This window comes from Haloarcula limicola (assembly GCF_010119205.1).
In the GTDB taxonomy this organism is placed as follows: Archaea; Halobacteriota; Halobacteria; order Halobacteriales; family Haloarculaceae; genus Haloarcula; species Haloarcula limicola.
This window is the reverse complement of sequence record NZ_WRXM01000001.1, coordinates 648,474-672,670: the sequence shown is the minus strand read 5'-3', so window position 1 is coordinate 672,670 and position 24,197 is coordinate 648,474. Positions and strand designations below refer to the sequence as shown.

Below are 24,197 nucleotides of genomic sequence, written 5' to 3'. Positions count from 1 at the left end.
GCCCGCGCGCGGGATACTCGGAACTGAATAAATATGTTCACCGGCCGGGAGAATCAATCGAAATTCCCTTGTCAGCGCCGTCCGACGTGGTCGATATGGACGAACGTTCACTTTCCGTCGTCGCCGTCCGATCGGTGGGACCGGACTCCGTCGCCATCGACATCGAGACGCCCGACGAGTTCGACGCCCAACCGGGTCAGTTCGTCAAGCTCACCCTCACTGTCGACGGCGAGGACGAGTCGCGCTTCTACACGATCTCCTCGCCGGACGTGGCCGACGAGTTCGAGATCACCGTCGGCATCGACCCCGACGGCGACGTCGCGCCCCACCTCGCGGACCTCGAAGCCGGCGACGAGGTCCGCGTCTCCGGCCCGTTCGGGTCCGACTACTACGAGGGCGAATCGCGAGCGGTCCTTCTGGCCGGCGGCCCGGGAATCGGCCCCGCGATCGGCATCGCCGAGCGCGCGCTTCAGGAGGGTAACGAGGCCGCCCTCGTCTATCGCGATGACGACCCCATCCACGAGGAGCGACTGGACGCCCTCGAAGCGGACGGCGTGTTCGTCACCGTACTCGACGAGGACGCCGACCTGACCGACGCCGTCGCCGAGGCGACCGACGGCGGCGGGCAGGTGTTCGTCTACGGCTTCGCGGACTTCTTAGACGACGCGATGGCCGCGCTGGAGGCCGCCGGCGTCGACAGCGACGAGGCGAAGGTCGAGAACTTCGGCTGAACCTTTTTGCGGTTCGGGTGAGCGCTCTGCGCTCACCGCTCACCGCAAAAACGTTCATGAAAAAGGCCGAACTCGCGGCATCGCCGCGAGTTCGGTACGGTATCGGTTTCCGCTACCGCACCGCAGCTCTCCGCAGCAACGGCGGGCAGATGCGCTCGGTTATTCGGCTACGCGCCGACCCTCGGTCGCGTTCTCGAACTCGAAGCGAGCCCCGTCTCGCTTGCGAAGGCGGCTCCGGCTTTCCGATCATCCTCAGTCGACTCACCGCTTCGCCGGCAACTCTTGCAGGCAGACGGCTTTTTCGGGCTCGTCTCGAAGCGCCGATTATGACCACACACGTTACCACGGAGCAGGTACAGTGGTGGCTCGACGACACCGCGGTCCAGAGCGTGACGGCCGAGGACGAGGCGGAGACGGCGTTCAACCTTCAGGTGACGCTCTCCCGGCTCCCGATTCACCTGATAAAGGAATACGAACAGGGGCCGCTCCGGGTCGTGGGACGCAACGCGTTCGACACCGACCGGTCCAGAGAGCTCTTAGCGGACGAGGAGGCGCGGGGACAGCTACTGGACCGGATCGGACCGATACTCGCGACGACGCCGGGATTCTACACGTTCCTCGACGAGAACGACGACGCCTGCGAACTCCGGGACGCCGAACTGATACAGATGGAGCATCGGCTCTACTCCGAGGAGACGACACAGCAGGCCCTGATGGACAGCGTGATGGCGATCGCTTCGGGGATGCGCTACATCCAGAACGTCGTCTCCGCCACGCGGCCGGACCCGCCGGGCGAGGAGCGAGGCGACCGGGCGGCGGAGTAGCCGTCGTCAGTCAGGAGTAGCGTCCCGTGAAACCCTCAGAGAGGAGCAAACGCTCACAGAGACGTGAGCCGAGAGCGTAGGTCGGGTACGGCGCTGGAGATGCCGCGGCTGCTCACTCGATCAGCAGTCCCAGCCGGTCACACACGTCCGTAAGGACGGAGACGACGGCTTCGGTATCGGCCGATTCCGAGCCCAAACCCCAGCTCAGCGGCCCCAGCCCAGTTGCGCCGCCACCGGCGACGATAGTCACGGACGCCCGCTCCGCGGCCTCTCGCTCGACGATAATCGTCGTCTGTAGGTCCGAGTTCGTCCGGAGATAGTACCGCTCGACCACGATGACGTCGAACCCATCGCCTTCGTACCGCTGTATAGCCGCGTCGTCGTCCTGACTCGAACCGCCGTACAGCGACCCGCCCAGCTGCATCGTACTCCCGTTCTGTTCCTCGTCGGTTCGGCGCAGTTCGTCGTACAGCGCCGCCGATAACTGCTCTACCGACTCACCCCGTACTGTGACGGTCCGTTGGTTCACTTCTAGCGCTGTCGTCCGCATGGGGGGTTAAAATGTGGCTTCGCTACGCGATTTCACGCTCCCGTGGTTTCCGAACGGGGCGACCTGTGAGAGTGCTGTACTGACCGCCGAGGGTGAACGTACTCCGTGACAGAGAATTTCGACGGGACTGTCGGGTGTATTCGGACCGGCGTCGAGGCTCCCCGAACGACACCCATTTATCCGCCATTCGGCAAGGAGCGGTATGCACCCGCCCGACGCCGACGTCGTCCTCGTTCGCCACGGCGAGGTGGGCGTCAAGAGCGAGCAGGTCCGCCGGAAGATGGAGACCAGACTGGCGGAGAACCTCCGGGCGATGCTCGACGCCCGCGGCCTCGACGGGACCGTCGAACAGCGGCGGAATCGGCTGTTCGTCCACACGGACGACCCCGAGGGCGTCACGGACGCGGCGGCGGACACCTTCGGCGTCGTCTCGGCGTCGCCGGCCGCGGTCGTGGATCCGACGCTCGACGCCATCGGAGACGCGCTGTCGGCGGCCACCGAAGCCCACTACGACGGGGGGTCCTTCGCCGTCGACGCGCGGCGGGCCGGCCCGGCGGACGCCCACCCCTTCGCCAGCACCGACATCGAGTCGGAGGGCGGTTCGGCGGTGTGGGGAGCCATCGAATCGCTGGGCCGCGAACCGACGGTGGACCTAGAGGACCCGGAGTTCCGCCTGTTCGTCGAGTGCCGCGCCGAGGAGGCGTACGTCTTCTTGGAGAAGCGGGCGGGACCCGCCGGGATGCCGCTGGGCACCCAGCGCCCGGTCGTCGCGCTCCTCAGCGGCGGCATCGACTCGCCGGTCGCTGCGTGGAAACTGATGCGGCGGGGCTGTCCGGTGGTCCCGGTGTACGTCGATCTCGGCGACTACGGCGGCCCGGACCACCGAGCTCGGGCGCTGGCGACCGTCGAGACGCTCGCCGCGTACGCCCCCACGGAGCCGATGGACGCCCACGTCGTCGACGCCGGGCCGGTCGTCGCCGCGCTGGCCGAGGAGATGGGCGACCTTCGGATGCTCTCGCTGCGCCGATTCATGCTCGCCGCCGCCGAAGCCGTCGCCGAGGACGAGGGCTGTGTCGGCGTCGTCACGGGCGAGGCCGTCGGCCAGAAGTCCAGTCAGACCGCGGCGAACCTCGCGGTCACGGACGCCGTCGCGACGCTGCCGGTCCACCGCCCGAACCTCGCGCTCGACAAGACGGAGATAACCGAGCTCGCGCGGGACATCGGGACGTTCGAGGACTCGACCATCGACGCCGGGTGTAACCGCGTCGCGCCCGAACTCCCGGAGACGGACGCGTCGCTGTCGGCGCTCCGGGCGGCCGAACCCGAGGACCTGTTCGAGCGCGCTCGCGACCGTGCCAGCGAGCGCGAGGTCGTCGCTATCGAAAGCTAAATCTCCGGGGCGGCTGACGGATGAGCCATGACGCAGGTCTGTCTCGTCGGGAGCGAAGACGTGAACCTCCGGTACGAACTGCTCTCCCGCGAGACCGCGCGGAACGCGCTGGCGACGTACGACCTGCGGGAACCGTTCGAGAACGCGCTCCGGCTCGAGACGGTGAGCCTCGGGGCGGCCGTCGCCCTGCTCAACGACCTGAACTGGTATCTCGTCCGCTTCGTCGACGCCGCGCTGATCAGGGAACCCTCCATCAGCGAGACGGAGTGGCTCTCCCGGGAGTTGGCGGCGGCGGTCCGGGACGACGAGGTCTCGCCCGACGAGACGGGCCGGTTCCTCAAGGTGTACGGCGTCGTCGAAGCGGAGACGGACCGAGACGCTACCGAGAGTGACGCTGGCGGAGGAGACGACGAGACGGCACCGCCGGCACAGGAACGGCCGCCGCGGCTGGTCGAGCCGATGTTGCTCACCCGAACCGGCGACGTGATTCCGGAGTACGACCTCCGGGAGGTCGACGAGACGCTGGTCGTTCGGGTCACGGAAGCCGAGTTCGGCGCGTAGGAGACGCGAAAGGCATGGGGAGTGCCCCCGTTGTCAGAGGCACGGTCGTCGCGACCGAATGGACACTCCGGTGGACACTCACCACCGGGCAGTGGCGAGCCCACACCTACACCAGCGTGTTCATCCCACATATACCAATCTCCCGGGAAAATTCCCGGAGCGTGAACGTCCGGCTCCGGTGTGTCGGTTCTAAAAGAACGTTTTTCAATGTTCAGACATATCATTCGCTATGGTCTCAGTTCCGGACACCGCCGACGTGGTCGCGAAGCGACGTGACGTTCTCGCCGCGCTCTCGACGCCGCTCTCGAAACCGGAACTCGTCGAGGAACTCGACACTTCGCGCTCGACGGTCGACCGGGCGATCGACTCGCTCACCGAACATTCGTTCGTCGAGCGGAGAGGAAGCCGATACGTGACGACCTTCGCGGGCAGCGAGGCGCTGGCCGCCTACGAGCGGTTCCTCTCTCGTCTCGATTCCCTCTCTCGCGCACAGCCGGTGCTCGCGGAACTGCCGTCGGACGTCGAGGTGAACCCGGAGATACTCGACGGCGCAGAGATCGTCGAGTCGTCGATGGCGGCACCGCAGGCACCCCTCCGATCGGCGACCGACCTCGGGGACGGCGCGACGGCGCTCTACGGGACCGGGCCGGCGGTCCTCCCGCACTACATCGAGGAGATCGGCGAACTCGTCGAAGACGGTGACGAGACGGAGCTGGTGTTGACCGAGGAAGCGATGGACGTGTTCTCGGCGGAGTACCCCGACGCCTTCGAGCAGTTCGCCGGGGCCGCCAACCTCGATATTCACGTCACGGACCGGGAGATTCCGTACATCGTCTGGGTCGCAGAGAAGGCCGACGAGACGGTGAGCGGTCTCATCGTCCACACCGACGACGGCGTCCGCGGCGTCGTCAACAACGACACCGACGCGATGAACGAGTGGGCGAAGGCCCGCTACGAGGCGTTCAAGGACGACGCGCGACCGCTGGAGTAGATCGACGAGTCGTCAGTCGGACGAGCCGTCGACAGAACGGATCTCAGTCGAAGATGCCGGTGGACATGTAGCGCTCGCCGCTGTCCCAGAAGACGGTGACGACCAGCGGGTCCTCGACGCCCGCGTCCAGCAGTTCGGCGGCCTTCTCGCGCGCGGCGAGGTTCGACGCCCCCGAGGACTGCCCGACGAGGATGCCCTCCTCGCGGGCAAGACGCCGGCACTCGTCCTCGGCGTCGTCGAGCGTGACCGTCTTCACGTCGTCCAGTAGGTCCACGTCGAGGTTGTCGCTGACGAATCCCGGTCCCATCCCCTGGAAGGTGTCCTCGCCGGTTCCGGGCTCCATCCCCGAGAGGACGGCGTTGTCCTCGGGTTCGACCGCGACGACGTCGACGTCGGGGAACGCCTCCCGGAGGCGGCGGCCGGTGCCCGTGATCGTGCCGCCGGTGCCGACGCCGGCGACGAGGGCGTCGACGGTGCGGTCGCCGACCTGTTCGAGAACTTCGGGACCGGTCGTCTCGTAGTGCGCCCGCGGGTTGCCCGGGTTCTCGAACTGCCGCAGCTGGACGTAGCCGCTCTCGTCGGTGAGTTCGTCGGCCCGCTCCTTCGCGGCGGAGATGTCGCCGTCGACAAGTTCGATGTCGGCACCGTACGCCCGCATTATCTCGCGGCGCTCCGGGGACTTCGAGGACGGCATCACGAGGACGACGTCGTATCCCTTCGCCGCGCCGACCATCGCCATCCCGATGCCGGTGTTGCCGCTGGTCGGTTCGACCAGCGTGTCGCCGGGTTCGAGGTCGCCGTCTCGCTCGGCTGTCTCGATCATGAACTTCGCCGGGCGGTCCTTCGCGGACCCGCCCGGGTTGAACGACTCGATTTTCGCCGCGACCGTCGCGCCCTCCGGCGCGGTGACCGACACCAGCGGCGACCCGATCGCGCCGAGGACGGAGTCGTGCAGGGATTCGTGCATTGACGCGGGATACGCCGTCACCGCTTAAACGCCTAGTGGAGTCACGAATCCTCGCTGGGAATCGGGGGTCCCGGCAGGCTTTTCCGCTGGCTGTGCCTCCATTCGGGTATGAGCGCGAGCGTCAGCGAGACCTACGTCGCGGCCGTTCAGCACGGTCTGGCCGACCTCTCGGGCGAGGAGACGCTGGTCGGCGTCGTCCGCGAGCCGACGGGCTGGTTCCACGCGGCGGTCGACGAGAACGTCCCCGAGCTCGGCCCGCCGAGCGACCTCCTCGCCGAGACCAAACAGCGCACCGAGGACTTGAAGATGCAAGGTCTGTGCGACGAGGGCGCACACAACGCGGCCTGGAACGAGACGGATTTCGCCGACCGATACCGGGCGCATCTCGACGGGAGCGAGGCCGCACAGAGCGCGCTCGAATCCCTCGTTGAGCGGGTTCTCGACGGGGAATCCGTCGCTCTCGTCTGCTTCGAGGGGAACGACAAGCGGTGTCATCGCACCATCCTCCGCGACCGACTGCGCTCTCGCATCGGCGACGTTCGGGAGTCGGGAGATTCAAGCCACTCGCCGACGTAATTCTCCGTCATGAGCGAGAGCGGGACACTCGAGACACTCGAACCGAATCCGGTCTGGGTCGAAGACGCCTACGACGACACCGTAGACGCGCTTCGCAAGCACAGGGAGGAGTTCGACTACCTGATCTGGGGCGGCGACTGGTGTAAGGACTGCCGGGCGCAGCTCCCGGACTTCGGGGCGGCGCTGGACGCGGCGGACGTCCCCGAGGAGCGGATTCACCACTACCCCGTCGAGAAGGAAGACGACGGGTCGAAGACCGGGCCGAGAGTCGAGGAGTACGGCATCGAGTTGATTCCGACCGTCATCGTCGAGCACGACGGCGAGGAGATCGCCCGATTCGTCGAGGAGGAACCGGTCCCCATCGCGGTTCACCTCGCCGACCAGTTCGAAGAGACCGACGAGATAGAGGAGTAGCGCTACTTTTGACCCCACCGGAGCGCCTCGCCGAGGTCGTGTTTCGGCGGTGAACAGGCGAAGTTCCGACACGCGTACACCGTCGGGTCGCCGTCGGCGGCGTCGCGGCCGGCCCAGATGGGCGGTTCGTCGTCCAGTTCGAGCGCCCCCAGCCACGCGTCGAGCGACTCGGCGTCGGCGGGTCGCCACGCGAGGAGGCGACGCGGTACGTACGTCGATGCGAGCGTCTCGGTCCACTCCGCGGGCGGGTCGCTCGGGTCACAGACCAGCGTGAGTTCGAGCGAGCCCCGTTCGTACTCGTCGGTCGCGAGCGTCAGCGACGCGTGTTGGAGCGGGTTCGAGGAGACGCGGTCGGCGTGCGTGCGGACGACCTTCTCCGCCACGTCGCCGAGGCGGTCGTCGTCCCGGAAGTGCGACAGCGAGAGCAGCAGGGAGACGGCGACGCCGGTGCTCGACGGCGTCGACTGGTCGGTGAGCTCCTGCGGGCGGGCGACGAGGGACTCGCCGCTGGTCGGCGTGAAGTAGAGTGTCTCCGCCTCGTCGTCCCAGAACGCCTCGGTGATCGCGTCGGCGAGGTCCATCGCGAAGTCGAGGTGGGCCACGTCGCCCGTCGCCTCGAAGAGGTTCAGCGCGCCGCGAGCGAGGAACGCGTAGTCCTCGAGGTAGCCGTCGATGGCCACGTCGCCGTCCTTGTAGCGGCGCGAGAGCCGCCTCGCGTCGGCGTCCCAGAGGTGCTCGCGGACGAAATCGAGCGCGTCGGTCGCCACGTCGGCGTACTCGTCGTCGAGGACGATCGCGCCCTCGGCCAGCGTCGAGATCATCAGCCCGTTCCAGCCGGCCAGGATCTTCTCGTCGCGGGCCGGTCGCGGCCGCTCCTCGCGGGCGGCGAACGCCTCGTCTAACGCCCGCCGGAGCTTCTCGGTCGCCTCCTCTTCCGTCAGGTCGCGCTCCTCGGCGATGGCGTGCAGCGGTTTCCGCACGCCCAGCACCGTCTGTCCCTCGAAGTTGCCGCGGTCGGTGACGCCGTAGTACTCGCAGAATATCTCGGCGGCGGCCTCGTCGGAGACGGCGTCACGGACCTGTTCGGGCGTCCAGACGTAGAACGCGCCTTCCTCGGTCTCCCCGTCGGGATCGCTGGGAGGCCGACTCACCGCATCGAGCGTGCTGAAGAACCCGCCGTCCTCGTGCTGGAGTTCGCGCTGGACGAACTCGAACGTCTCCCGGACGACCGAGGCGTACCGTTCGTTGCCGAGAGCCTGATACCCGGCGAGGAAGGCCCGCGGGATCTCGGCGTTGTCGTACAGCATCTTCTCGAAGTGCGGCACGCCCCACTGGGGGTCCGTCGAGTAGCGGTGGAAGCCGCCGCCGACGTGGTCGTAGAGGCCCCGATCGGCCATCGCGTTCAGCGTCTCCTCGACGACGGCGAGGTAGTCGTCACCGCCGTCGTCCGAGCTGGGCTGGTCGCCGCCCGACAGCCCCGAGTCAGACGGCGATTCGCCGTCCGCCGAGGCGCGCAAGAGCGCGTGGATGCGCCCGGTCTGTGGGAACTTCGGGCCGCCCGACCCCCACCCACCGTTGTCCCGGTCCGCGCCGCGGTGGGCGACGGTGGCCGCCGTCCCGATAATATTCTTGTCGGGGTCACCGGGTTGTCCGCTCGTCGCCTCCAAGTCGCTCTCGATGGCGTCGGTCCACTGCTCGGCGCGGTTCTCCATCTCCCCGCGCTGGTCGGGGTCGGCCCACGAGTTCGAGAGGTCGCGCAGTAGGTCGTGGAAGCCGGGGGTTCCGCGCTTCTCCTCGGGCGGGAAGTACGTCCCGACGTAGAACGGCTTGCCTTCGGGCGTGAGCCACGCCGACAGCGGCCACCCGCCGCGACCGGTGACCTGCTGACAGATGCTCATATAGACCGAATCCACGTCCGGGCGCTCCTCTCGGTCCACCTTCACGGGGACGAAGTTCTCGTTCAGCGTCTCCGCGATGGCCTCGTCCTGGAAGCTCTCCTCCTCCATGACGTGACACCAGTGACAGGCCGCGTAGCCGATCGAGAGGAAGATGGGCACGTCGCGCTCCTTCGCGGCGTCGAGGGCTTGCTCGTCCCACGGCTGCCAGTTCACCGGGTTGTCGGCGTGCTGGCGGAGATACGGACTCTCCTCCTCGTCGAGACGGTTTCGAGCCGTCGGATCCGCGCTGTCGCTCATACTCGCCACTCGGTCGGCCGGCGGGAAAAGGAGTGCGTCCGCAACGCGAGAGAGCAATACTTACGGTGACGCCCATCCGGCGTTCGGGTATGACCGAGACTGTGCTGCTGGTGGGCGGCGGCGGCCGGGAACACGCCGTCGCTCGCGCGCTCGCCGACTCCGACGCGGACCTGTACGCCTGTGCCGGGAACAAGAACCCGGGCATCGCCGCGCTGGCGGAAGGCTTCGAGACGCTCGATACCACCAACCCGAAGGCCGTCACGACCTACGCCCGCGAGGTGGAGGCGACGCTGGCTGTCGTCGGTCCCGAGGCACCGCTCGCGGCGGGCGTCGCCGACGCGCTGGACGACGAGGGCATCTACGCCTTCGGACCGCAGGAACAGGAGGCCCGCATCGAGACGGACAAGGCGTTCCAGCGCCGGTTCATGCGCGAACACGACATCCCCGGCTGTCCGGACTTCGAGACGTTCGAGGACATGGAGGCCGCCTGCGACTACATCGACGAGTACGACGGTGACCTCGCGGTCAAGCCCGCGGGTCTCACCGGCGGCAAGGGCGTCCGCGTCATCGGTGACCAGTGCACCGCCGAGGAGGCCAAGGAGTACCTCCGGGATTCGGACTACGACCGCGTGGTGCTCGAGGAGCGCCTCGTCGGCGAGGAGTTCACGGTGCAGGCGTTCGTCGCCGACGGCGACCTCCGCGTGACGCCGGCGGTGCAGGACCACAAGCGCGCCTACGAGGGCGACGAGGGGCCGAACACCGGCGGGATGGGCAGTTACTCCGATTCGACCCTCGAACTGCCGTTCATGACCGAGGAGGACTACGGCGACGCCGTCGACGTGCTCAAGGCGACCGTCGAGGCGCTCTCCGGCTACAAGGGCGTCCTCTACGGCCAGTTCATGCTGACCGAGACCGGCCCGCGCGTCGTGGAGTTCAACGCCCGCTTCGGCGACCCCGAGGCGATGAACACGCTGCCGGTGTTGAACACGGACTTCCTCGACGTGCTGACGGCCGCCCGCGACGACGGGTCGCTCCCGCAGCTGTCCTTCCGGCCGAAGGCCACCGTCTGTAAGTACGCCGTCCCCGACGGCTACCCGACCGACCCCGAGTCCGGGGCGAAAGTCACTATCGACGAGGACAACGCCGGCGAAGCGATTCTGTACTACGCCAGCGTCGACCAGCGAGCGGACGGCATCTACACGACGACCTCCCGTTCCTACGCCGTCGTCGGCGTCGCCGACAGCATCACCGAGGCCGAGGAGATCGCCGAAGACGCTCTCGAACGGGCCGGAACCGAGGGCCTGCGGGTGCGCCACGACATCGGCAAACCCGACCTCGTCCAACAGCGGATCGACCACATGGACGAGATCCGCGGCGACTGACGACGGCCCGAGGGTTCTCTCACCCGTTCTAAATATAAGATAGATAACCTCTGTCCCCCTGATTTTTGAGGGAGAATTCCTAATGTAGTGGTATCGAGTGTCACACTAGTCGAGATACTATGTCGCCATCTCCAATCCACATCTTGCTCGTCGACGGCGACCCGGCGGAATCGTCGGTCCACGTCGAGGCGCTGCGGGAAGTACTGTCGGCGGCGAACGTCGACGTGGCAGAGACCGCCGACGACGCCGCCGAGTTGCTCGAAACCGACGAGTACGACGTTCTCCTCGCCCGCGAAGACCTCCGGACGACGGACGGGCTCTCGTTTCTCGCCGCTGCCGCCGAGACGGCCCCCGACCTGCAGACGATACTGCTCGCGGACGACGTCACGACCGATCTGCTTCGAGAGGCGTCGGCGGTCGGGATCGACGAAGTCGTCCCCCTCTCCGTCGACCCGGCCGACGAGTCGACGCTGGCCCACCGGCTCCGCGCCCGTCTCGAACCGGCCCGCTCCTCGGCGCGGGGGACCGGGCTCGACCCCGCGGCCGACGGAGAGCCCTCGCCAGAGTCGGACCTACAGAACCCGACAGGGCTGCTCGAAGCGGTCGCTCGGATTACCAACGACGGCATCATCACCATCGATACCGACAGCACGATTCGCTTCGTGAACCCCGCGATGGAGGAGATCCTGGGCTACACGCCGTCGGAACTGCTCGGCGAACCGCTGACCGTCCTGATGAGCGACCGCCTCGCTTCGCAGCACGACGCGGGCTTCCAGCGGTATCTCGACACCGGCGAGCGCAAACTCGACTGGGACAACGTCGAGCTGCCGGGCCAGCACAGCGACGGCACCGAGGTGGCTCTCAGTATCTCGTTCAGCGAGATCACTCACGAGGGCGAGCGGTTCTTCACCGGTATCGTTCGGGACATCAGCGAGCAGAAACGGCGGGAGCAGCGGCTGCGGCAGCTGAACGAGGGGGCACAGGCCCTCTCGACGGCCGAGACGGTCGAAGAGGCCTGTAACATCGCGGTTCGGACCGCACAGGACACGCTCGGTCTGCCGATCTCCATGATCGCGTACTACGACGAACAGACGGGGACGCTCCAGCCGATGGCCCGAACAATCGCCGCCGACGCGCTCACCGACGAGACGGACCTGTTCGCCCCGGAGCGCGACCTCCCCTGGGAGGTCTACCTCGAACAGGAGCGGCGGGTGATCCCGGATGTCTCGGCGGCGTCGGACCTCTCCGCGTCGGAGACGCCCTTACAGAGCGTCGTCCTCTTTCCCATCGGGAGCTACGGCGTGTTCGTGAGCGGCGCGACGGAGCCGAGGACGTTCTCCCAGCACGAGATCACGCTCGTGACGCTGTTCGTGGCGAACGTCCAGGCGGCCCTCGACCGGGTCGAGCGCGAGGAGCAACTGCGGGAGCGGACCGCGGAACTCGAAGCGCGCACGGAGACGTTAGACCGAGTCAACCGCCTCAACTCGGTGATCCGCGAGATCACGCAGGTGCTGACCGAGGCGACCACCCGCGAGGAGATCGAGCAGACGGTGTGTACGAAACTGGCGAACGCCGAGTCCTACCGCTTCGCGTGGGTCGGTGAACAGGAGACGATCGGCGGGCGGGTCGTCCCCCGGACGTCCGCCGGCGTCGAACAGGGATATCTCGAGGAGATCGAGATCACGACCGACGAATCGTCGTCGGCGAGGGGGCCGACGGGACGGGCCGTCAAGACGCACGAACCCCAGGTCCAGAACAACCTCCACAGCGACCCGCCATTCGAACCGTGGCGGCAAGCCGCGCTCCAGCGCGGCTATCGCGCGAGTATCTCGGTGCCGCTCGTCCACGACGAGATCCTCTACGGCGTCTTGAACCTGTACGCGGAGACCCCCGAGATCTTCGACGAGTTAGAGGAGACCGTGCTGGCGGAGTTGGGGCGGATGATCGGCTACGCGATCAACGCCCTCGAACGGAAGAAGATGCTCGTGAGCGAGACGGCCGTCGAACTGGAGTTCCGAGTGACTGACCCCGACATCGCGGCGGTCGAGTTCACGCGAGAGACCGGCAGTCAGTTCGAGTTCGAGGCGCTGGTCGATCAGGCCGATGGGACGCTGCGGGCCTTTTTCACCATCGACGGCAGCAGTCCCGACGCCATCCGGACGTTCGCCGACCGCTCGACGGAGATCAAGGACGTCCGGCTGATCGCGGAGCGCGAGGACGGGTGTTTCTACGAAGCGACGCTCACCGAGACGAGTTTCCTTGCGACGTTACTCGGGGCCGGCGCGCACCCGACCGCACTCTCCTCGACGCCGGACGGCGCGGAGTTGCTGGTCGAACTCCCGAGTTCGGGCGACATCAAGGCGTTCTTGGAGATGTTCCTGAGTCAGTACGACGCGGAGCTGACCGCCAGACGGGAGCTCGACCGGCCGGTCCTCACCGAAGAGGAGTTCGAGGCCGTCTATCTGGAGCAGCTGACCGACCGCGAAGAGGAGGTGTTGCGGACCGCCTATCACGCCGGGTTCTTCAACTTCCCGCGGGACAGCTCCGGCAGCGACGTCGCGGAGATTCTCGGCATCTCTCAACCGACGGTGAGCCGCCACATCCGGAAGGGGGAGCGAAAGCTCTTCGACATCGTCTTCGGTGACCAGCCGACGGTCGGGTCGGAACAGTAATTCGGCGGCGTCGCCCGAGCGGCGGTTTCGTCCGAGTGGTCGGACGAGCCGGGTTCTTCGCCGCGTGACTCACCTGCCGGGTGCGCATCAGTATTCGGAGGTCGCCTCCGCTAAGCGTACGAGTATACGGACCAGCGATATCGTGATAGAAGAGATACCAGTAGGTGGCGGGATCAGTGCATGAGCGAACGGACGCAGACTCGGATGGTGGGGAGAGGGCTACGGGCCGCCAGTCGCACTCGCAGTCGGCGGGTGGGGACCCTCGTGGTGGCATCCGCGGCGAACGGACCGCGGCGGTCGGAGCGTACCGACGGCCGCGACGGCACGCGCTGGAGGATATGATGGCCCCGCACGTGGACGATACGATCGCCGATAGATCGCTCAGTGAAACGGGGGACGGCGATGTCGTAACGGTCTGTGCTGAGTGCGACGGCGAACTCGACCCCGGAGAGCGGACGCCGACGGTGGCGACGGTCGCGGACGGCGTCACCGTCTACCTCTTCTGTGACGAGGACTGCAAAGCGGCGTTCCAGCGCGACTGAGTCGCTTGCCGACGGCTGCGGTCGCACCGCTTTCGAGACACGGACGGCGGCACCGCTGACACCGCAGGTCCGAGTGGTTTGATTACCTCCGGCCCGCTATCGGTTCCCGTGAGCGGCCAACGACACGACGACCTCGACCGTCATCCGACCCCCGGTCCGCGCAACTCCCTGTTCTCGTGGCCCGACGCGAAACACCCGCTGCGCGTGATGCTCAACTACGCCGTCATCCTCGTCTGTCGCGTCTCGCCGAGCCTGCGGCTCAAGAACCGGCTGTTGCGCCGCCTCGGCGTCACCGTCGGCACCGGCGTCGCGTGGGGCCTCGAATCGACGCCCGACGTCTTCTGGCCGGAACTCATCACCGTCAGAGACGACGCCATCGTCGGCTACGACGCGACGCTGCTCTGTCACGAGTTCCTACAGACGGAGTACCGGACCGGCGAGGTCGTCGTCGGCGAGCGAGCGATGATCGGCGCGGGCGCGGTCGTCCTCCCGGGCGTGACGGTCGGAGCGGACGCGCAGGTGGCCGCGAACTCCCTCGTCGCGGACGACGTCCCGCCGGGGACGACCGTCGCCGGCGTCCCGGCGGAGCCGATAGAACGGGGCGACGACGCCGACAGTTAGCGCCGACAGTTAGTTCCGGACGCGGACGATCCCCGACCGGATGACCAACTGATTGGGGATGATGTGCTCTTTTCCCTCGCTCTCGACGTGCGTGACGAACATATCGACTTCCTGAACTATTCCCTGCCGGTCGCCGATGACGACCTCGTCGCCGATGCTGTACGGTTCCGACAGCAGGAGGTAGAGTCCGGCGGCGCTCGCGGCCAAGAGGTCTTTCAGCGCCAGCCCGGTGATGAAGACGAGTCCGAAGGAGTACGCCGCCAGCAGGATGAGCAGCGCCATCGTATCGACGCCCAGCTGACCGAGCGCGATGAGGACGGCCAGATAGAAGATGCTGTACTTGACGAGTTCCGGCACGAGCGTCGCCTCGGGGAGCTTCACGCTTCGGAGGCGCTCCGAGACGACGAGCCGCGCCTTGTCGCCGGCGATGAGGCCGATGATGAGCGCGAAGGCGGCGATGAAGAGGTCCGGGAGGAACTCGGTGAACTGCGTCCAGTACGCCTCCGGATTGCCCAGTTGGGCGATGTTCAGCGCCACCGTGACGGTGACGATGTAGACGAACAGCGCCGTGAGGTTCGAGACGATACCGACCGTGGACGTGCCCAGACCCCGAGCGGTCCGCTCGAAGGGGGTGCCCTCGACGGCCTCTGGAACGCCCAGTTCCCGCATGAACTGCCGCGAGGCCCGCCAGACCAGCACGCCGAGCACCAGGCCGACGAAGAGGACGATGATCGAGAGCAACACGGCGTTCTCCGGCGAGAACAGCGTCCGGATGACGTCCGGCCAGTCGAATCCAAGTTGCATCGTCAGTATTCCTCGGGGTCGATCTCGAGGACGATTTCCCCGCCCTTGAACGCCCGTACGAGCCCGTCGCTCTCCGAGAGGACGATCGCGGTCGCGTTCGTGTCCCGAGAGATGGCCCCACCGGCCATGTGTCGCGCGCCCAGCCCCTTCGGGATGTCCACCCCTTCGGCGGAGGGTTCGAGGTAGCGGTACGCCGAGACGATCTTCCCGGCGTCGGAGATGACGAACGCGCCGTCGAGCCGCGAGAACTCCTTCAGCATCACGTTGACGATCGGGTCGCCGACGTGGACGTGGGACTTCTCGAAGGGGTTGTACGAGAGCGGTCGGGACTTGTTCATGACCTTGCCGGCGTCGCCGACGACGAACAGCGCGCCGACGGGCTTGCCCTTCTGTCCCTTCTTCCCGAGTTCGATGGCCACCTCGAAGACGTCGCGGACGACGCCGGGCTCGGCCCGGGAGTTGACGAACAGATCGTAGACGCCCGACGGCGAGAAGTCGCTGGTCTCGATGCGGGCGACGGTGTTTCCGACCCCGCCCAAGAAGTCTGTCACGCAGACGACTTCGTCGCCTTCCTCGAAGAATTCCTTTTCGAGCGCCCCCTCGATACCGAAGCGGACCCTGCCTTCGAGGTCGATGAAGTCGATCGGTAGTTCGACGAAGTTCTCCGCGTCCACGGCGTTCTCCGGGCCGACGACGACGACTGGGATATCCGCGTCCTCGAACCGCTCGAAGGCGGCGGCGTTCGGGGAGAACAGCGAGACGGCGTCGGCGTCTGCGACCACGTCGGCGAGCAGGTCGCGCAACTCGTTCATTGTACGTATCACGATGGCAGACAGGAAAAAAGTTTATGGGCGGTCTGCCGTCCGTCCGTCTCCTGTCAGACGGTTCGAGCCGCCGAGCACTCGGTCGGCCGCTGGCCGGCCCGCGGTCGGCGGTCGCTCAGCGCCCGGTCAGCAGTCGGTCGAAGGCGCCGCTCGCCGCGTGGGCGTGACAGTACGTCCCGACGGTGGCGTACTCCGTGAGGCCGTCGCGGTCGCCGTCGATGCCGGTCCCGCGTTCGACGTCGAAGGCGAACCTCGCGTCCGACTCCACGGCGGCCGCGGAGTAGTGGAACTCGTGGCCGCGGCGAGTCGTCCCCCCTTCGGCGACCGGCGTCGTCCGCCTCGCGGTCAGTTCGACGTGATCGAGCGCCTGATAGCGCTCGCGCATCTCGACGGACGCGGGCAACACGCCCGCCATCTCGTAGGTCTCTCCCTCGGTAGTCGAGAGCGACTCCGAGAGCGCCATCAGCCCGCCGCACTCGCCGTAGGTGGGGAGTCCCTCCGCCGCCCGCTCCCCGATCTCGTCGAGCGTCGGCGACTCCGCCAGTTCCGCGGCGTGCAGTTCCGGATAGCCGCCGGGCAGGTAGACGGCGTCAGCGTCGGGCAGCGGATCGCCGGCCAGCGGCGAGAACGTCGTCACCTCGCCCAGTTCGCGGAAGCGTTCGACGGTGCTCGGATAGACGAAGCAGAAGGCGGCGTCGCGGGCGACCGCGATTCGGTTTCCGGTCGGTTCCGACGAGGACGGCGACGCCGTCGGCGGGTCGCGCGCCGCGTCTGCCAGTCTCTCGGCGTCGACGTGTTCCGCCGCTTCCGTAAGCGCCTCCCCGTCGACGGGCGACTCCTCGCCCATGTGGAGGCCGAGATGCCGCTCCGGAATTTCGAGATCGTCGGTCGGCGGTATCCGGCCGAAGTACGTCAGTTCCTCGGGGAGCGCCTCGCGGATGCCCTCGGCGTGTCGCCCGCCGTGGGCGCGCTGAGCGAGGACGCCGACCACGTCCACGTCCCGCCCGATTCGGTCGGCGTACGCGCGAAACCCGAGCGCCGTCGCGCCGACGCTCTCCATCCCGGCGCTCGCGTCGACGACCAGCACCACCGGTAGGTCGAGCGCTTCGGCGACGCTGGCCGTCGAGGCCGCCGACCCGTCGTAGAGGCCCATCATCCCCTCGACGACGCAGATATCGCCCTCGCCGCGCCAGTACGTTCGTCGCATTCCCTCCTCGCCGGCCAGCCACGGATCCAGCGAGCGCGACGGCTTTCCGACGACTGCCTCGTGGTGGCTCGGGTCGATGAAGTCCGGGCCGGCCTTCGCCGGTTGCGGGTCGTAGCCCGCCGCGTCGAGGGCGGTCAGCGCGGCCAGCGTCGCCACGGTCTTGCCGACGCCGGAGGCCGTCCCCGCGAGGACGACGCCCTTCACGGCGACTCACCGACCGCTCCGTCGAGCAGGTCGTCGTACACCGCGGCAAACCGCTCGCGGACCTCGGCCATCGCGATGCCCGCTCGGTCGGCCAACGCCAGCGCCCCGCCCATGCCGACGCCCTCTTTCGCCTCACCGGCGACGAAGCGCTCCATCGCGACGTGATCGCTCTCGTCGAATCCGGGGTCGGTTACGGTCAGGTCGAGCGAGAGCGACTCCGCGCTCGCTCGGAGGTCCGCCGTCTCGTCGTCGGCGACGTACGCGGTCGTCGCCAGCCCCAGTCGCCCCTCGTAACCGCCGTGGCGAACCAGCGCCGCGACGGCGAGTTGCTGCGTCCCGCCGGCGAGCGTCACGGGCGTATCCGTCTCGACCGCTCCCGCAGCGAGCCCCGCGAGCGTCGCCAACACCGGATCGCCCATTCGTCGGACAGCCCGTTTGGGTTCGGCGGCGGCGTCGCCCGGTGCGAGCGAACTCGCTTCGAGTGCCGCTTCGACCACCGCCCGCTTCTGTTCGGTCGGGTTCGCCGGGAGCGACGAGGAGACCATCGCGTCCTCGCCCAGCGCGCGCAGTACGCCCAGCGCCGTCGTCGTCCCGCCGGGGATCGACTCCGCCAGCCACAGTTCGTCGGCCGGGAGCGCTCGGCCGAACTGCCGCGCGGCCTCGAACGCGCCGTGAGCGGTCGGCACCGGGTCCTGTTCCGCGATGTCGCGACCGACACCGGCACCGACGGTCACCGTCGGCGCGGCGGTCGGTTTCGCCAGCCCGCCGTCGACGACGGTCGCTTCGAAGCCCAGTAGCTCTCGCACCGCGCGCGTGACCAGCGCGGGCGTCGGACAGCCGCTGGGACTGACCGGGACGTGCTCCGTTCGCACCGGCCGCCCGTACGCAAGCAGTTCGGCGTCCGCCGCGGGCGTCTCGACCATCAGTTCGGGATCGGCTCCGGCGGCGCTGATACCGTCTCGCTGTGCCGTCTCCGTCGTCCCCGCGACGAGGACGAACCGGCTCCCGTCGCCCGTGTGTTCCATACTGGTTTGCGATACTGCAAGCGCACTTTAACACACCGGTGTGAGCGATCGGGAGTTCGCGCTGGTCGCCGTCGCTGGTCCCGACCCCCGTCGCTTCTCGTCGGAATCCCGCGCTGGGCACATGATTTAAGCGATCCCGCCCGTCAGTCCGGGTATGGAGGACTTCGACGACCTCGTCTCGTCGCTGACGCCGCGCGAGGACAACGACGCCATCAAATCGTACCAGAACACGACCGCCGTCGCCTGTCCGGCCTGCGAGAAGCCCTTCGACGACATGGTCGTCTGCAAGCAGGAGCTAACTTCGCTGAACCTCGACTTCGAGATGGACCTGTGTACGACCACCCACGACGGCAACGTCGTGTTGTTCACACACAAGTAGCACCCGCCTCCTCTCGGCAGCGCGACCGCCGAGCGATGGCGTTCCCGTCCTCGGGTTTCCGCTCGTCCCGCGCCTCTCCCGCCGCCGATCTGTTCGAACGGTCCGTCACAATCGTCTTAGGTAGCTGCTGTCAATCGGTATCAGAGAACCGCGGGTACTGTGCGCTCCGTTTCGACGATGCGAGGCCGAGAAGCCGAAAGCCGGAATATACAGGCCGAGCGGTGAAGGAAGTCCCGTTCGTCTAGTCCACATACGAGCGCATCACAGGGGCAGTGCGCCGCTGCCCGTCCGAGGTATCTGACATGACATCGGCAAGACCACCCACCGGCGACGTCACCGCGAAGAGCATCGCACAGCAGAACGCCCGCGAGCGACTGACGGAGGCGCTCGAAGCCGAAGACTCGGCCAAGAAAGACTACCTCATCCGCGAGACGCTCCAGCTGCTCCGCATGGGCGACCGCTGAGACGTCCGAAGAGAGTTCTCCGTTCCCCATCGGCCACGAGCGACAGTCAATTCCTCGGCGTCGGCTGCGTCCGTTCCGGATTCGACCGCCGTCACCTCAGACGTTCCCGCGGATGGCGTCCGAAACTCGCTGCCGGTCGAATAGCTGCTCCTCGGTCGGAATCTCCGGATACGGCCCCTCCTCGTAGGTCGGCCACTCGCCGAAGACGTCGGGATACAGCTGCTTTGCGGTCATCTCGAGCTGGAACAGGTTGAGAATCGGCCCCTGATACCGAGCGCCTTGCGCGTAGACGCGGCCGTTCTTCACAGCGGCGATCTCCGACGTGACCGGGTCCTCTTCGAACGCCGCTCGGCGTTCGGCCATGTCCGTCTCCGGTTCCATTCCCCCGAGGTGGAGGATGACGTCAGGGTCGGCCTCCAGGAGCGTCTCGAAGTCGATCACGGAGTTGCTCTCGACGCTCCCCTCGAAGGCGTCGTGGGGGCCGAGCGGGCGGGTGTGCGCCGTCAGGAACCCCGGCGTGTTCATCGTATAGGTGTATATCTCCTCGATGTCGGCGGCGGCGATCATGACCGCGGTCGGTCGCTCGGACTCGGGCGGGAGGTCGGCTTCGATCGTCGACCGCAACCGCTCGTTTACCGCGGCGAGTTCCTCGTAGCGCGCCCGCTCGCGGAACGCCTCGGCGACGAGTTCGAACTGCTCCCACAGGCCGTAGTACTCGTAGTCCGCGGCCCACTCGCCGGTCGGCTCCCGGTGGATGTCGCTGAGGGAGTTCCCGAACCACGGCGAGACGTTCTCGGCGATCTCCTCTATGTCCGACTGACTCCACTTATCGAGTTGCGTGATCCACGCGGGGTCGGCGAGATGGACGTCGCTGTCGAGCGCGTACAACTGCTCCTTCGAGGGCTTCCACGACGAGTACAGCCCCGTCCAGTCGAGGGAGACGCCCGGGAGCCGTTCGACGTACTGGTTCCACAGCCCGTCGTAGTAGTCCGGCGCGTGCATGGCGGTGATGCCGTCGCCGCGGCCGAGCGCGAACGCCATGTCCGCGTGGTGAGTGAGCCGCGTGAACACCGTCTCCGGCGGCGACTCGAACGCGACTGTCCCGACCGGCGACATCGTCACGGAGTACGAACCGCCGTCGGTCGTATCCGCATCCGAGGCCGTTTCGGCCGACGCCGATCCGTCGCCCGTTCCCGTTTCATCTGCCGCCGATCCGCCGTCCGAGTCGCTCGAACAACCGGCGAGCAGGCCGCCGGCGACGACTGCCCCACCGTATCTCAGATATTCTCGCCGCGTCCGTTCGCTCGTCGTATCGGAATCGCGTTCCATACTTTTAGGCTTGCCTAATCGTCTTATATAGCTTTCGAGTTTTAGGCCGGCCAAATCCATTGGGTGAGTTATTCTATCAGCTGGTTCCGTCGCTTTCTGCGTCGAGTGGCGACACGGATCGCTGGACCGGCAAGAAGAGTACGACGAAAGGGGAATTGACGTGTGCAGGGACGATTTGGACCGGAGCAAGACGGTCGGCCTCACTCCCTTCGGCCGCTGCGACTTGCGGGGTTCAGAATCCGTTCGTCACGATTGCTGCTGCTCGCGGTGTTGCTCGCAGCAGCAATGCGCGGGACCGGATTTGAACCGGAGCAAGAAATGCTCGCTCACGTCGTTCGCTGCGCGTTCCTTGCAGGATTCAAATCCTCACACGAATTTGTGGCTCACGAATCGTTCGCCACAAAATGCGCGGGACCGGATTTGAACCGGCGGACCCCTACGGGATAGCGTCCTAAGCGCTACGCCTTTTCCTGGCTCGGCAACCCGCGCGCAGTCCACCGTTTCCGCGTAGCCATCAAGAAGCCTTCGTTCCGGGGCGAGAGCTTTAGGTGGGTCGGTCGCCAACCGAGGTGCATGTATCGCGCCAGCGACCGGGTCGAACAGGACGAGTGGCTCTCGGAGATCGAGGCGACCGCCGAGACGCTCGATCTCGGGACGCAGGCGCGTTCGCACGCGGTGGACCTGTTTCTCTCGACGCTGCCCGACGAGGAGCGCTCGAAGCGGGCGTCGATGGCGGCCAGTCTCTACGTCGGAGCGCTGGTCGCCGGCGAGGAACGCTCACAGACCGCCGTCGCCGACGCGGCGGACGTCTCTCGGCTGTCCATTCAGAAGCGATGGAAAGAACTCATCGAGAGCGTCGGGCTGGAAGCGCCGGACTGGTGATCAGGAGGGCTGGCCGCGCCCCTCGCGCTCGGGAGTGAGGTTGCCGTGTTCGTCGATCTCGCCGTTGACGATGCGGGTCGACGAGATGATGTCGCCGTCGTCGGCGTAGACGTGGGGGACGACCGCGATCTCCAGCGGGTCGTGGCCGCGCTCGCGGCGGATCTCGTTGATCCGCTTGCCGCCGGTCTCGGTCTCCGGCGAGACGACGAGCACGTCGAACTGGGCCTCGGTAGCGATGCCGGTCGGTTCCGTGAGCTCGCGGATCTGCCAGTCCCGGTCGCCCCCGTCGGCGAACGCCGACAGTTCGGCCGCGAGGTTGTCTCGCCGGTCCTCGAACGAGCGGACGTGTCGCTCGTCGTGGCGCGTCTTCGGCGCGAGGTCGTCACTGGTGAGTCCGACAGTTACGTCACCGAGTTCGAACGCGCGCTCGAACAGCGCGCGGTGCCCGTCGTGAATGGGATCGAACGTTCCACCCAGCGCGACCTTCATGTTCCCGGCAACGGCGGGGTCTGATTTAGTGGTGTCGTCTTCGTGAACCCCCGAGAGAGCGTCACACGGAATCGTCTCCCGGTCTCGGTGATCTCTCGCTCTCAGTTCCAGCGGACTACTCGTCCTCTCTCTCGTCCTCGTCGTCCGCGTCGTCGACGGAGATGGTGACCGGTTCGCTGTCCGACACCGAATCGTTGTTCTCGTCCAGATGGTCGTCGAGATTGAACACCGTGTTCAGCTCGGCCTGGACGTCCTCGACGATGTTGTTGACGAGTTCGCTCGGCGGAATCGCGCTGTACTCGTAGGGGTTGTTGCCCGCGCCGTCGCTCTCGCGTTTCTTCCGGGTTACTGTCCCCTCGTCGTGGAGTTCGGCCAGCGCCTCGCGGACGGTGCTCGGATAGAGACCGGTGGCCGCGGAGATCTCGTCGCTCGTGCTCTCGGGGTTCTGCCGGAGACTGACGTAGATGCGCGCGCGAGTGTCGGTATCGAGTACCCACGCCAGCAAGTCCACGATGCCCTCGTCGAACTGTGAAACGGCGCGGTCGGCCTCCTGCTCGATGCGCCCGCGCACGTCTCCGGTCTCCTCTCCGTCGTCGGGTGTGTCGTCACTAGACATGCGTCGTCTCTGTGGGGACGAAAGCGAGTGCCGGATAAAAACCTTGGCTCCACCCCTTCGACCCGGCGGCGAAGTCGAGTGATGACTGCGTATATTCGAACGTTTCAGCCGTCGCGAGCAGAAACGATTTTCGAAACTGTAGACCTGTCCGATACAAACTTAAAAGATACCTGAAATGTGTTCCGACTATCGTGCATGAGAGTGACCCTATAGTATTTTACTATTGTACTCAATAGTTTTCTCCGTCCACGGCGCGCCACTCTCACCGGTTCCGACGGTGATGTGGCGACCGGCGTCCGTCCGTAGTGGGGTACGGGGACGTCGTCCAGTGGTGGACCAAGCGCGACCGACGCGTTCGCAGTGGGGTACGAACAGGTGTGGGGACACCGTGTGGTGGCAGCCAGAGCCTTTCGCCCCGATACCGCTTCGGTATCGGTCGCTCTTCGGCAGCCCCTTTGCCAGTCAGTATTCGAGTAAGAGCGACTCGCACAGCGACTGGACACCCTCCTCGCGTCGAATCCGCCGCTGGCGCGTCGCACCGCTCTCGCCGTCGAACAGCGTCCGAAGGCCGCTGACGTCGAGCCGCTCGCCCTCCCGTTCGACGATCTCCGCGAGCGGTCGCGTCTCCAGCGAATCCTTGGCGAGCAGTTCGGCCGACTGACCGTGACGAATCGCACGCCACTTGTTCTCGTCTAAGAGTTCTCGGCGGACGTCGGTCCCCGGCTCGCCGTCCTCGTAGCGCGCGGCGTAGTCCTCGACGAGCGCGTGGACGTACTCGACGAAAGCCATCACTCGGTCGGGGTCGGCCTGTCCGTCGGGAGCGCGCACCTCGACGGTGCCGTGCCCGGAGTGTGGGCGCACGTCGAACCAGAGTTCGCCCCGGTCGTCGATGCTCCCGCTCTCGACCATCCGGGACTCGTAGCGCTGGAACGCCTCGTAGTCCGTGAATCTGGTCGGCATCCCGGTGTTCGGGAGCGCCTCGAAGATCTTCGCTCGGGCCGACTGCAGGCCGGTGTCGAAGCCGTTCCAGTACGGCGAGTTCGCCGACAGCGCCAACATCACGGGAACGTGCCAGCGGAGTTCGTTGGCGATCCAGACGGCTTTATCGGGGTCGTCGACACCGACGTGGACGTGCAGGCCCGCGGTCGTGTTGCGGTGCTGCGGGTACTGGATGCGGTCCAGTTGCGCCCGGTAGCGCGGCTTCTCGGCGTGTTCGAGTTCGCGCCACTTCGCCAGCGGGTGGAGCCCGGCCGCGGCGATCTGAAAGCCGTTGCGCTCGGCGTGGTCGGCCAGCGCTTCACGCACCGCGAGCAGCTGGTCGCGCGCCTCGCCCGGCTCCTCGATGAGCGGCGTCTGCGTCTCGATGACGCACTTGAACAGTTCGTGGTCGAGTCGCTCTTCCAGAATCTCCGGCGGGTCGGTCTCGTAGACCAGTTCGTCCGTCCCGGACGTGGGGCGGCCGAACTCGTCGACGACGTAGAACTCCTCCTCGATACCGAGCGTACCCATCCGGGTGAAGCTCTCTGGAGACCCCGTCTTGTCCATCGACTTGGGAATC

The 24,197-nt window shown here is 66.9% G+C and carries 25 protein-coding genes and 1 tRNA gene; 14 read left to right on the top strand and 12 right to left on the bottom strand.

Annotated features, from left to right (window positions below; all coding sequences use genetic code 11):
• Positions 1–95: 95 nt before the first annotated feature.
• Both GO488_RS03430 and GO488_RS03425 read left to right on the top strand, forming a co-directional pair.
• On the top strand, positions 96–731 hold the full coding sequence (locus tag GO488_RS03430; RefSeq protein WP_162316395.1) for an FAD-dependent oxidoreductase: 636 nt from the start codon (positions 96–98) through the stop codon (positions 729–731).
• A 326-nt stretch (positions 732–1,057) separates the two neighbouring features.
• Positions 1,058–1,555 carry a hypothetical protein gene (locus GO488_RS03425; RefSeq protein WP_162316394.1) on the top strand — a complete coding sequence of 166 codons (498 nt, stop codon included), beginning with the start codon at positions 1,058–1,060 and terminating at the stop codon, positions 1,553–1,555.
• 112 nt (positions 1,556–1,667) lie between these two features.
• On the opposite strand, the gene GO488_RS03420 is transcribed toward GO488_RS03425, so the two are convergent.
• On the bottom strand, positions 1,668–2,084 hold the full coding sequence (locus tag GO488_RS03420) for a hypothetical protein (protein ID WP_162316393.1): 417 nt from the start codon (positions 2,082–2,084) through the stop codon (positions 1,668–1,670).
• A 223-nt stretch (positions 2,085–2,307) separates the two neighbouring features.
• Here GO488_RS03420 and GO488_RS03415 point away from each other — a divergent pair, with 223 nt between their 5' ends.
• The 3 genes from GO488_RS03415 to GO488_RS03405 all read left to right on the top strand — a co-directional run bounded on the left by GO488_RS03415 (position 2,308) and on the right by GO488_RS03405 (position 5,047).
• The gene (locus tag GO488_RS03415) at positions 2,308–3,495 is read left to right on the top strand and encodes a tRNA sulfurtransferase (protein ID WP_162316392.1); all 1,188 of its coding nucleotides are present in this window, start codon (positions 2,308–2,310) and stop codon (positions 3,493–3,495) included.
• 27 nt (positions 3,496–3,522) lie between these two features.
• Positions 3,523–4,056, top strand: coding sequence for a DUF5804 family protein (locus tag GO488_RS03410; RefSeq protein WP_162316391.1), 534 nt, complete (start codon positions 3,523–3,525; stop codon positions 4,054–4,056).
• A 229-nt stretch (positions 4,057–4,285) separates the two neighbouring features.
• On the top strand, positions 4,286–5,047 hold the full coding sequence (locus GO488_RS03405; RefSeq protein ID WP_162316390.1) for a helix-turn-helix transcriptional regulator: 762 nt from the start codon (positions 4,286–4,288) through the stop codon (positions 5,045–5,047).
• A gap of 43 nt (positions 5,048–5,090) precedes the next feature.
• Here the strand turns inward: GO488_RS03405 and GO488_RS03400 are convergent, their stop codons facing one another.
• Complete coding sequence (locus GO488_RS03400) at positions 5,091–6,002, bottom strand: PLP-dependent cysteine synthase family protein (protein WP_162317529.1); 912 nt, start codon at positions 6,000–6,002, stop codon at positions 5,091–5,093.
• Positions 6,003–6,122: 120 nt separating this feature from the next.
• On the opposite strand from GO488_RS03400, the gene GO488_RS03395 reads away from it, so the two are divergent.
• Both GO488_RS03395 and GO488_RS03390 read left to right on the top strand, forming a co-directional pair.
• Positions 6,123–6,590 (top strand): DUF488 domain-containing protein, encoded by a 468-nt coding sequence (locus tag GO488_RS03395; protein WP_162316389.1) that lies wholly within the window; start codon positions 6,123–6,125, stop codon positions 6,588–6,590.
• A gap of 9 nt (positions 6,591–6,599) precedes the next feature.
• The gene (locus GO488_RS03390) at positions 6,600–7,004 is read left to right on the top strand and encodes a thioredoxin family protein (RefSeq protein ID WP_162316388.1); all 405 of its coding nucleotides are present in this window, start codon (positions 6,600–6,602) and stop codon (positions 7,002–7,004) included.
• 2 nt (positions 7,005–7,006) lie between these two features.
• Here the strand turns inward: GO488_RS03390 and GO488_RS03385 are convergent, their stop codons facing one another.
• Positions 7,007–9,199: a thioredoxin domain-containing protein gene (locus GO488_RS03385; RefSeq protein ID WP_162316387.1), complete on the bottom strand. Its 2,193-nt coding sequence runs from the start codon at positions 9,197–9,199 to the stop codon at positions 7,007–7,009.
• A gap of 89 nt (positions 9,200–9,288) precedes the next feature.
• Here GO488_RS03385 and purD point away from each other — a divergent pair, with 89 nt between their 5' ends.
• The 4 genes from purD to GO488_RS03365 all read left to right on the top strand — a co-directional run bounded on the left by purD (position 9,289) and on the right by GO488_RS03365 (position 14,416).
• Positions 9,289–10,581 carry a phosphoribosylamine--glycine ligase gene (purD, locus tag GO488_RS03380; RefSeq protein ID WP_162316386.1) on the top strand — a complete coding sequence of 431 codons (1,293 nt, stop codon included), beginning with the start codon at positions 9,289–9,291 and terminating at the stop codon, positions 10,579–10,581.
• 119 nt (positions 10,582–10,700) lie between these two features.
• Entirely contained in the window at positions 10,701–13,253 is a 2,553-nt protein-coding gene (locus GO488_RS03375) for a bacterio-opsin activator domain-containing protein (RefSeq protein WP_162316385.1), read from the top strand.
• A 341-nt stretch (positions 13,254–13,594) separates the two neighbouring features.
• Complete coding sequence (locus tag GO488_RS03370) at positions 13,595–13,795, top strand: DUF7576 family protein (protein WP_162316384.1); 201 nt, start codon at positions 13,595–13,597, stop codon at positions 13,793–13,795.
• Between the two features lie 108 nt (positions 13,796–13,903).
• Positions 13,904–14,416, top strand: coding sequence for an acyltransferase (locus GO488_RS03365; RefSeq protein ID WP_422111212.1), 513 nt, complete (start codon positions 13,904–13,906; stop codon positions 14,414–14,416).
• Positions 14,417–14,425: 9 nt separating this feature from the next.
• Here GO488_RS03365 and GO488_RS03360 read toward each other — a convergent pair whose 3' ends face one another.
• From GO488_RS03360 to cobT, 4 genes are all read right to left on the bottom strand, one after another.
• Positions 14,426–15,220 (bottom strand): mechanosensitive ion channel domain-containing protein, encoded by a 795-nt coding sequence (locus tag GO488_RS03360; protein WP_162316382.1) that lies wholly within the window; start codon positions 15,218–15,220, stop codon positions 14,426–14,428.
• Between the two features lie 2 nt (positions 15,221–15,222).
• The gene (gene dacZ / locus GO488_RS03355) at positions 15,223–16,032 is read right to left on the bottom strand and encodes a diadenylate cyclase DacZ (protein WP_162316381.1); all 810 of its coding nucleotides are present in this window, start codon (positions 16,030–16,032) and stop codon (positions 15,223–15,225) included.
• 127 nt (positions 16,033–16,159) lie between these two features.
• The gene (locus GO488_RS03350; RefSeq protein WP_162316380.1) at positions 16,160–17,455 is read right to left on the bottom strand and encodes a cobyrinic acid a,c-diamide synthase; all 1,296 of its coding nucleotides are present in this window, start codon (positions 17,453–17,455) and stop codon (positions 16,160–16,162) included.
• Entirely contained in the window at positions 17,452–18,480 is a 1,029-nt protein-coding gene (gene cobT / locus GO488_RS03345; RefSeq protein ID WP_162316379.1) for a nicotinate mononucleotide-dependent phosphoribosyltransferase CobT, read from the bottom strand. The genes GO488_RS03350 and cobT overlap by 4 nt, the downstream gene beginning before the upstream one ends.
• A 154-nt stretch (positions 18,481–18,634) precedes the next feature.
• On the opposite strand from cobT, the gene GO488_RS03340 reads away from it, so the two are divergent.
• Both GO488_RS03340 and GO488_RS03335 read left to right on the top strand, forming a co-directional pair.
• Positions 18,635–18,859: a DUF7385 family protein gene (locus GO488_RS03340; RefSeq protein ID WP_162316378.1), complete on the top strand. Its 225-nt coding sequence runs from the start codon at positions 18,635–18,637 to the stop codon at positions 18,857–18,859.
• A 302-nt stretch (positions 18,860–19,161) separates the two neighbouring features.
• Positions 19,162–19,323, top strand: coding sequence for a hypothetical protein (locus GO488_RS03335; protein WP_162316377.1), 162 nt, complete (start codon positions 19,162–19,164; stop codon positions 19,321–19,323).
• Positions 19,324–19,419: 96 nt separating this feature from the next.
• On the opposite strand, the gene GO488_RS03330 is transcribed toward GO488_RS03335, so the two are convergent.
• Positions 19,420–20,652, bottom strand: a complete 1,233-nt coding sequence (locus tag GO488_RS03330; RefSeq protein ID WP_162316376.1) for an ABC transporter substrate-binding protein — start codon at positions 20,650–20,652, stop codon at positions 19,420–19,422.
• 405 nt (positions 20,653–21,057) lie between these two features.
• Positions 21,058–21,141: transfer RNA gene (locus GO488_RS03325), tRNA-Leu, on the bottom strand.
• A gap of 84 nt (positions 21,142–21,225) precedes the next feature.
• Here GO488_RS03325 and GO488_RS03320 point away from each other — a divergent pair.
• A complete protein-coding gene (locus GO488_RS03320) occupies positions 21,226–21,534 on the top strand; it encodes a cyclin family protein (protein ID WP_162316375.1) in 309 nt (102 codons plus the stop codon).
• Here the strand turns inward: GO488_RS03320 and GO488_RS03315 are convergent, their stop codons facing one another.
• The 3 genes from GO488_RS03315 to GO488_RS03305 all read right to left on the bottom strand — a co-directional run bounded on the left by GO488_RS03315 (position 21,535) and on the right by GO488_RS03305 (position 24,184).
• Positions 21,535–22,023: a phosphopantetheine adenylyltransferase gene (locus tag GO488_RS03315; protein ID WP_162316374.1), complete on the bottom strand. Its 489-nt coding sequence runs from the start codon at positions 22,021–22,023 to the stop codon at positions 21,535–21,537.
• Between the two features lie 115 nt (positions 22,024–22,138).
• Positions 22,139–22,639: a helix-turn-helix domain-containing protein gene (locus GO488_RS03310; protein ID WP_162316373.1), complete on the bottom strand. Its 501-nt coding sequence runs from the start codon at positions 22,637–22,639 to the stop codon at positions 22,139–22,141.
• Positions 22,640–23,101: 462 nt separating this feature from the next.
• Positions 23,102–24,184: a glutamate--cysteine ligase gene (locus GO488_RS03305; protein ID WP_162316372.1), complete on the bottom strand. Its 1,083-nt coding sequence runs from the start codon at positions 24,182–24,184 to the stop codon at positions 23,102–23,104.
• Positions 24,185–24,197: the final 13 nt, after the last annotated feature.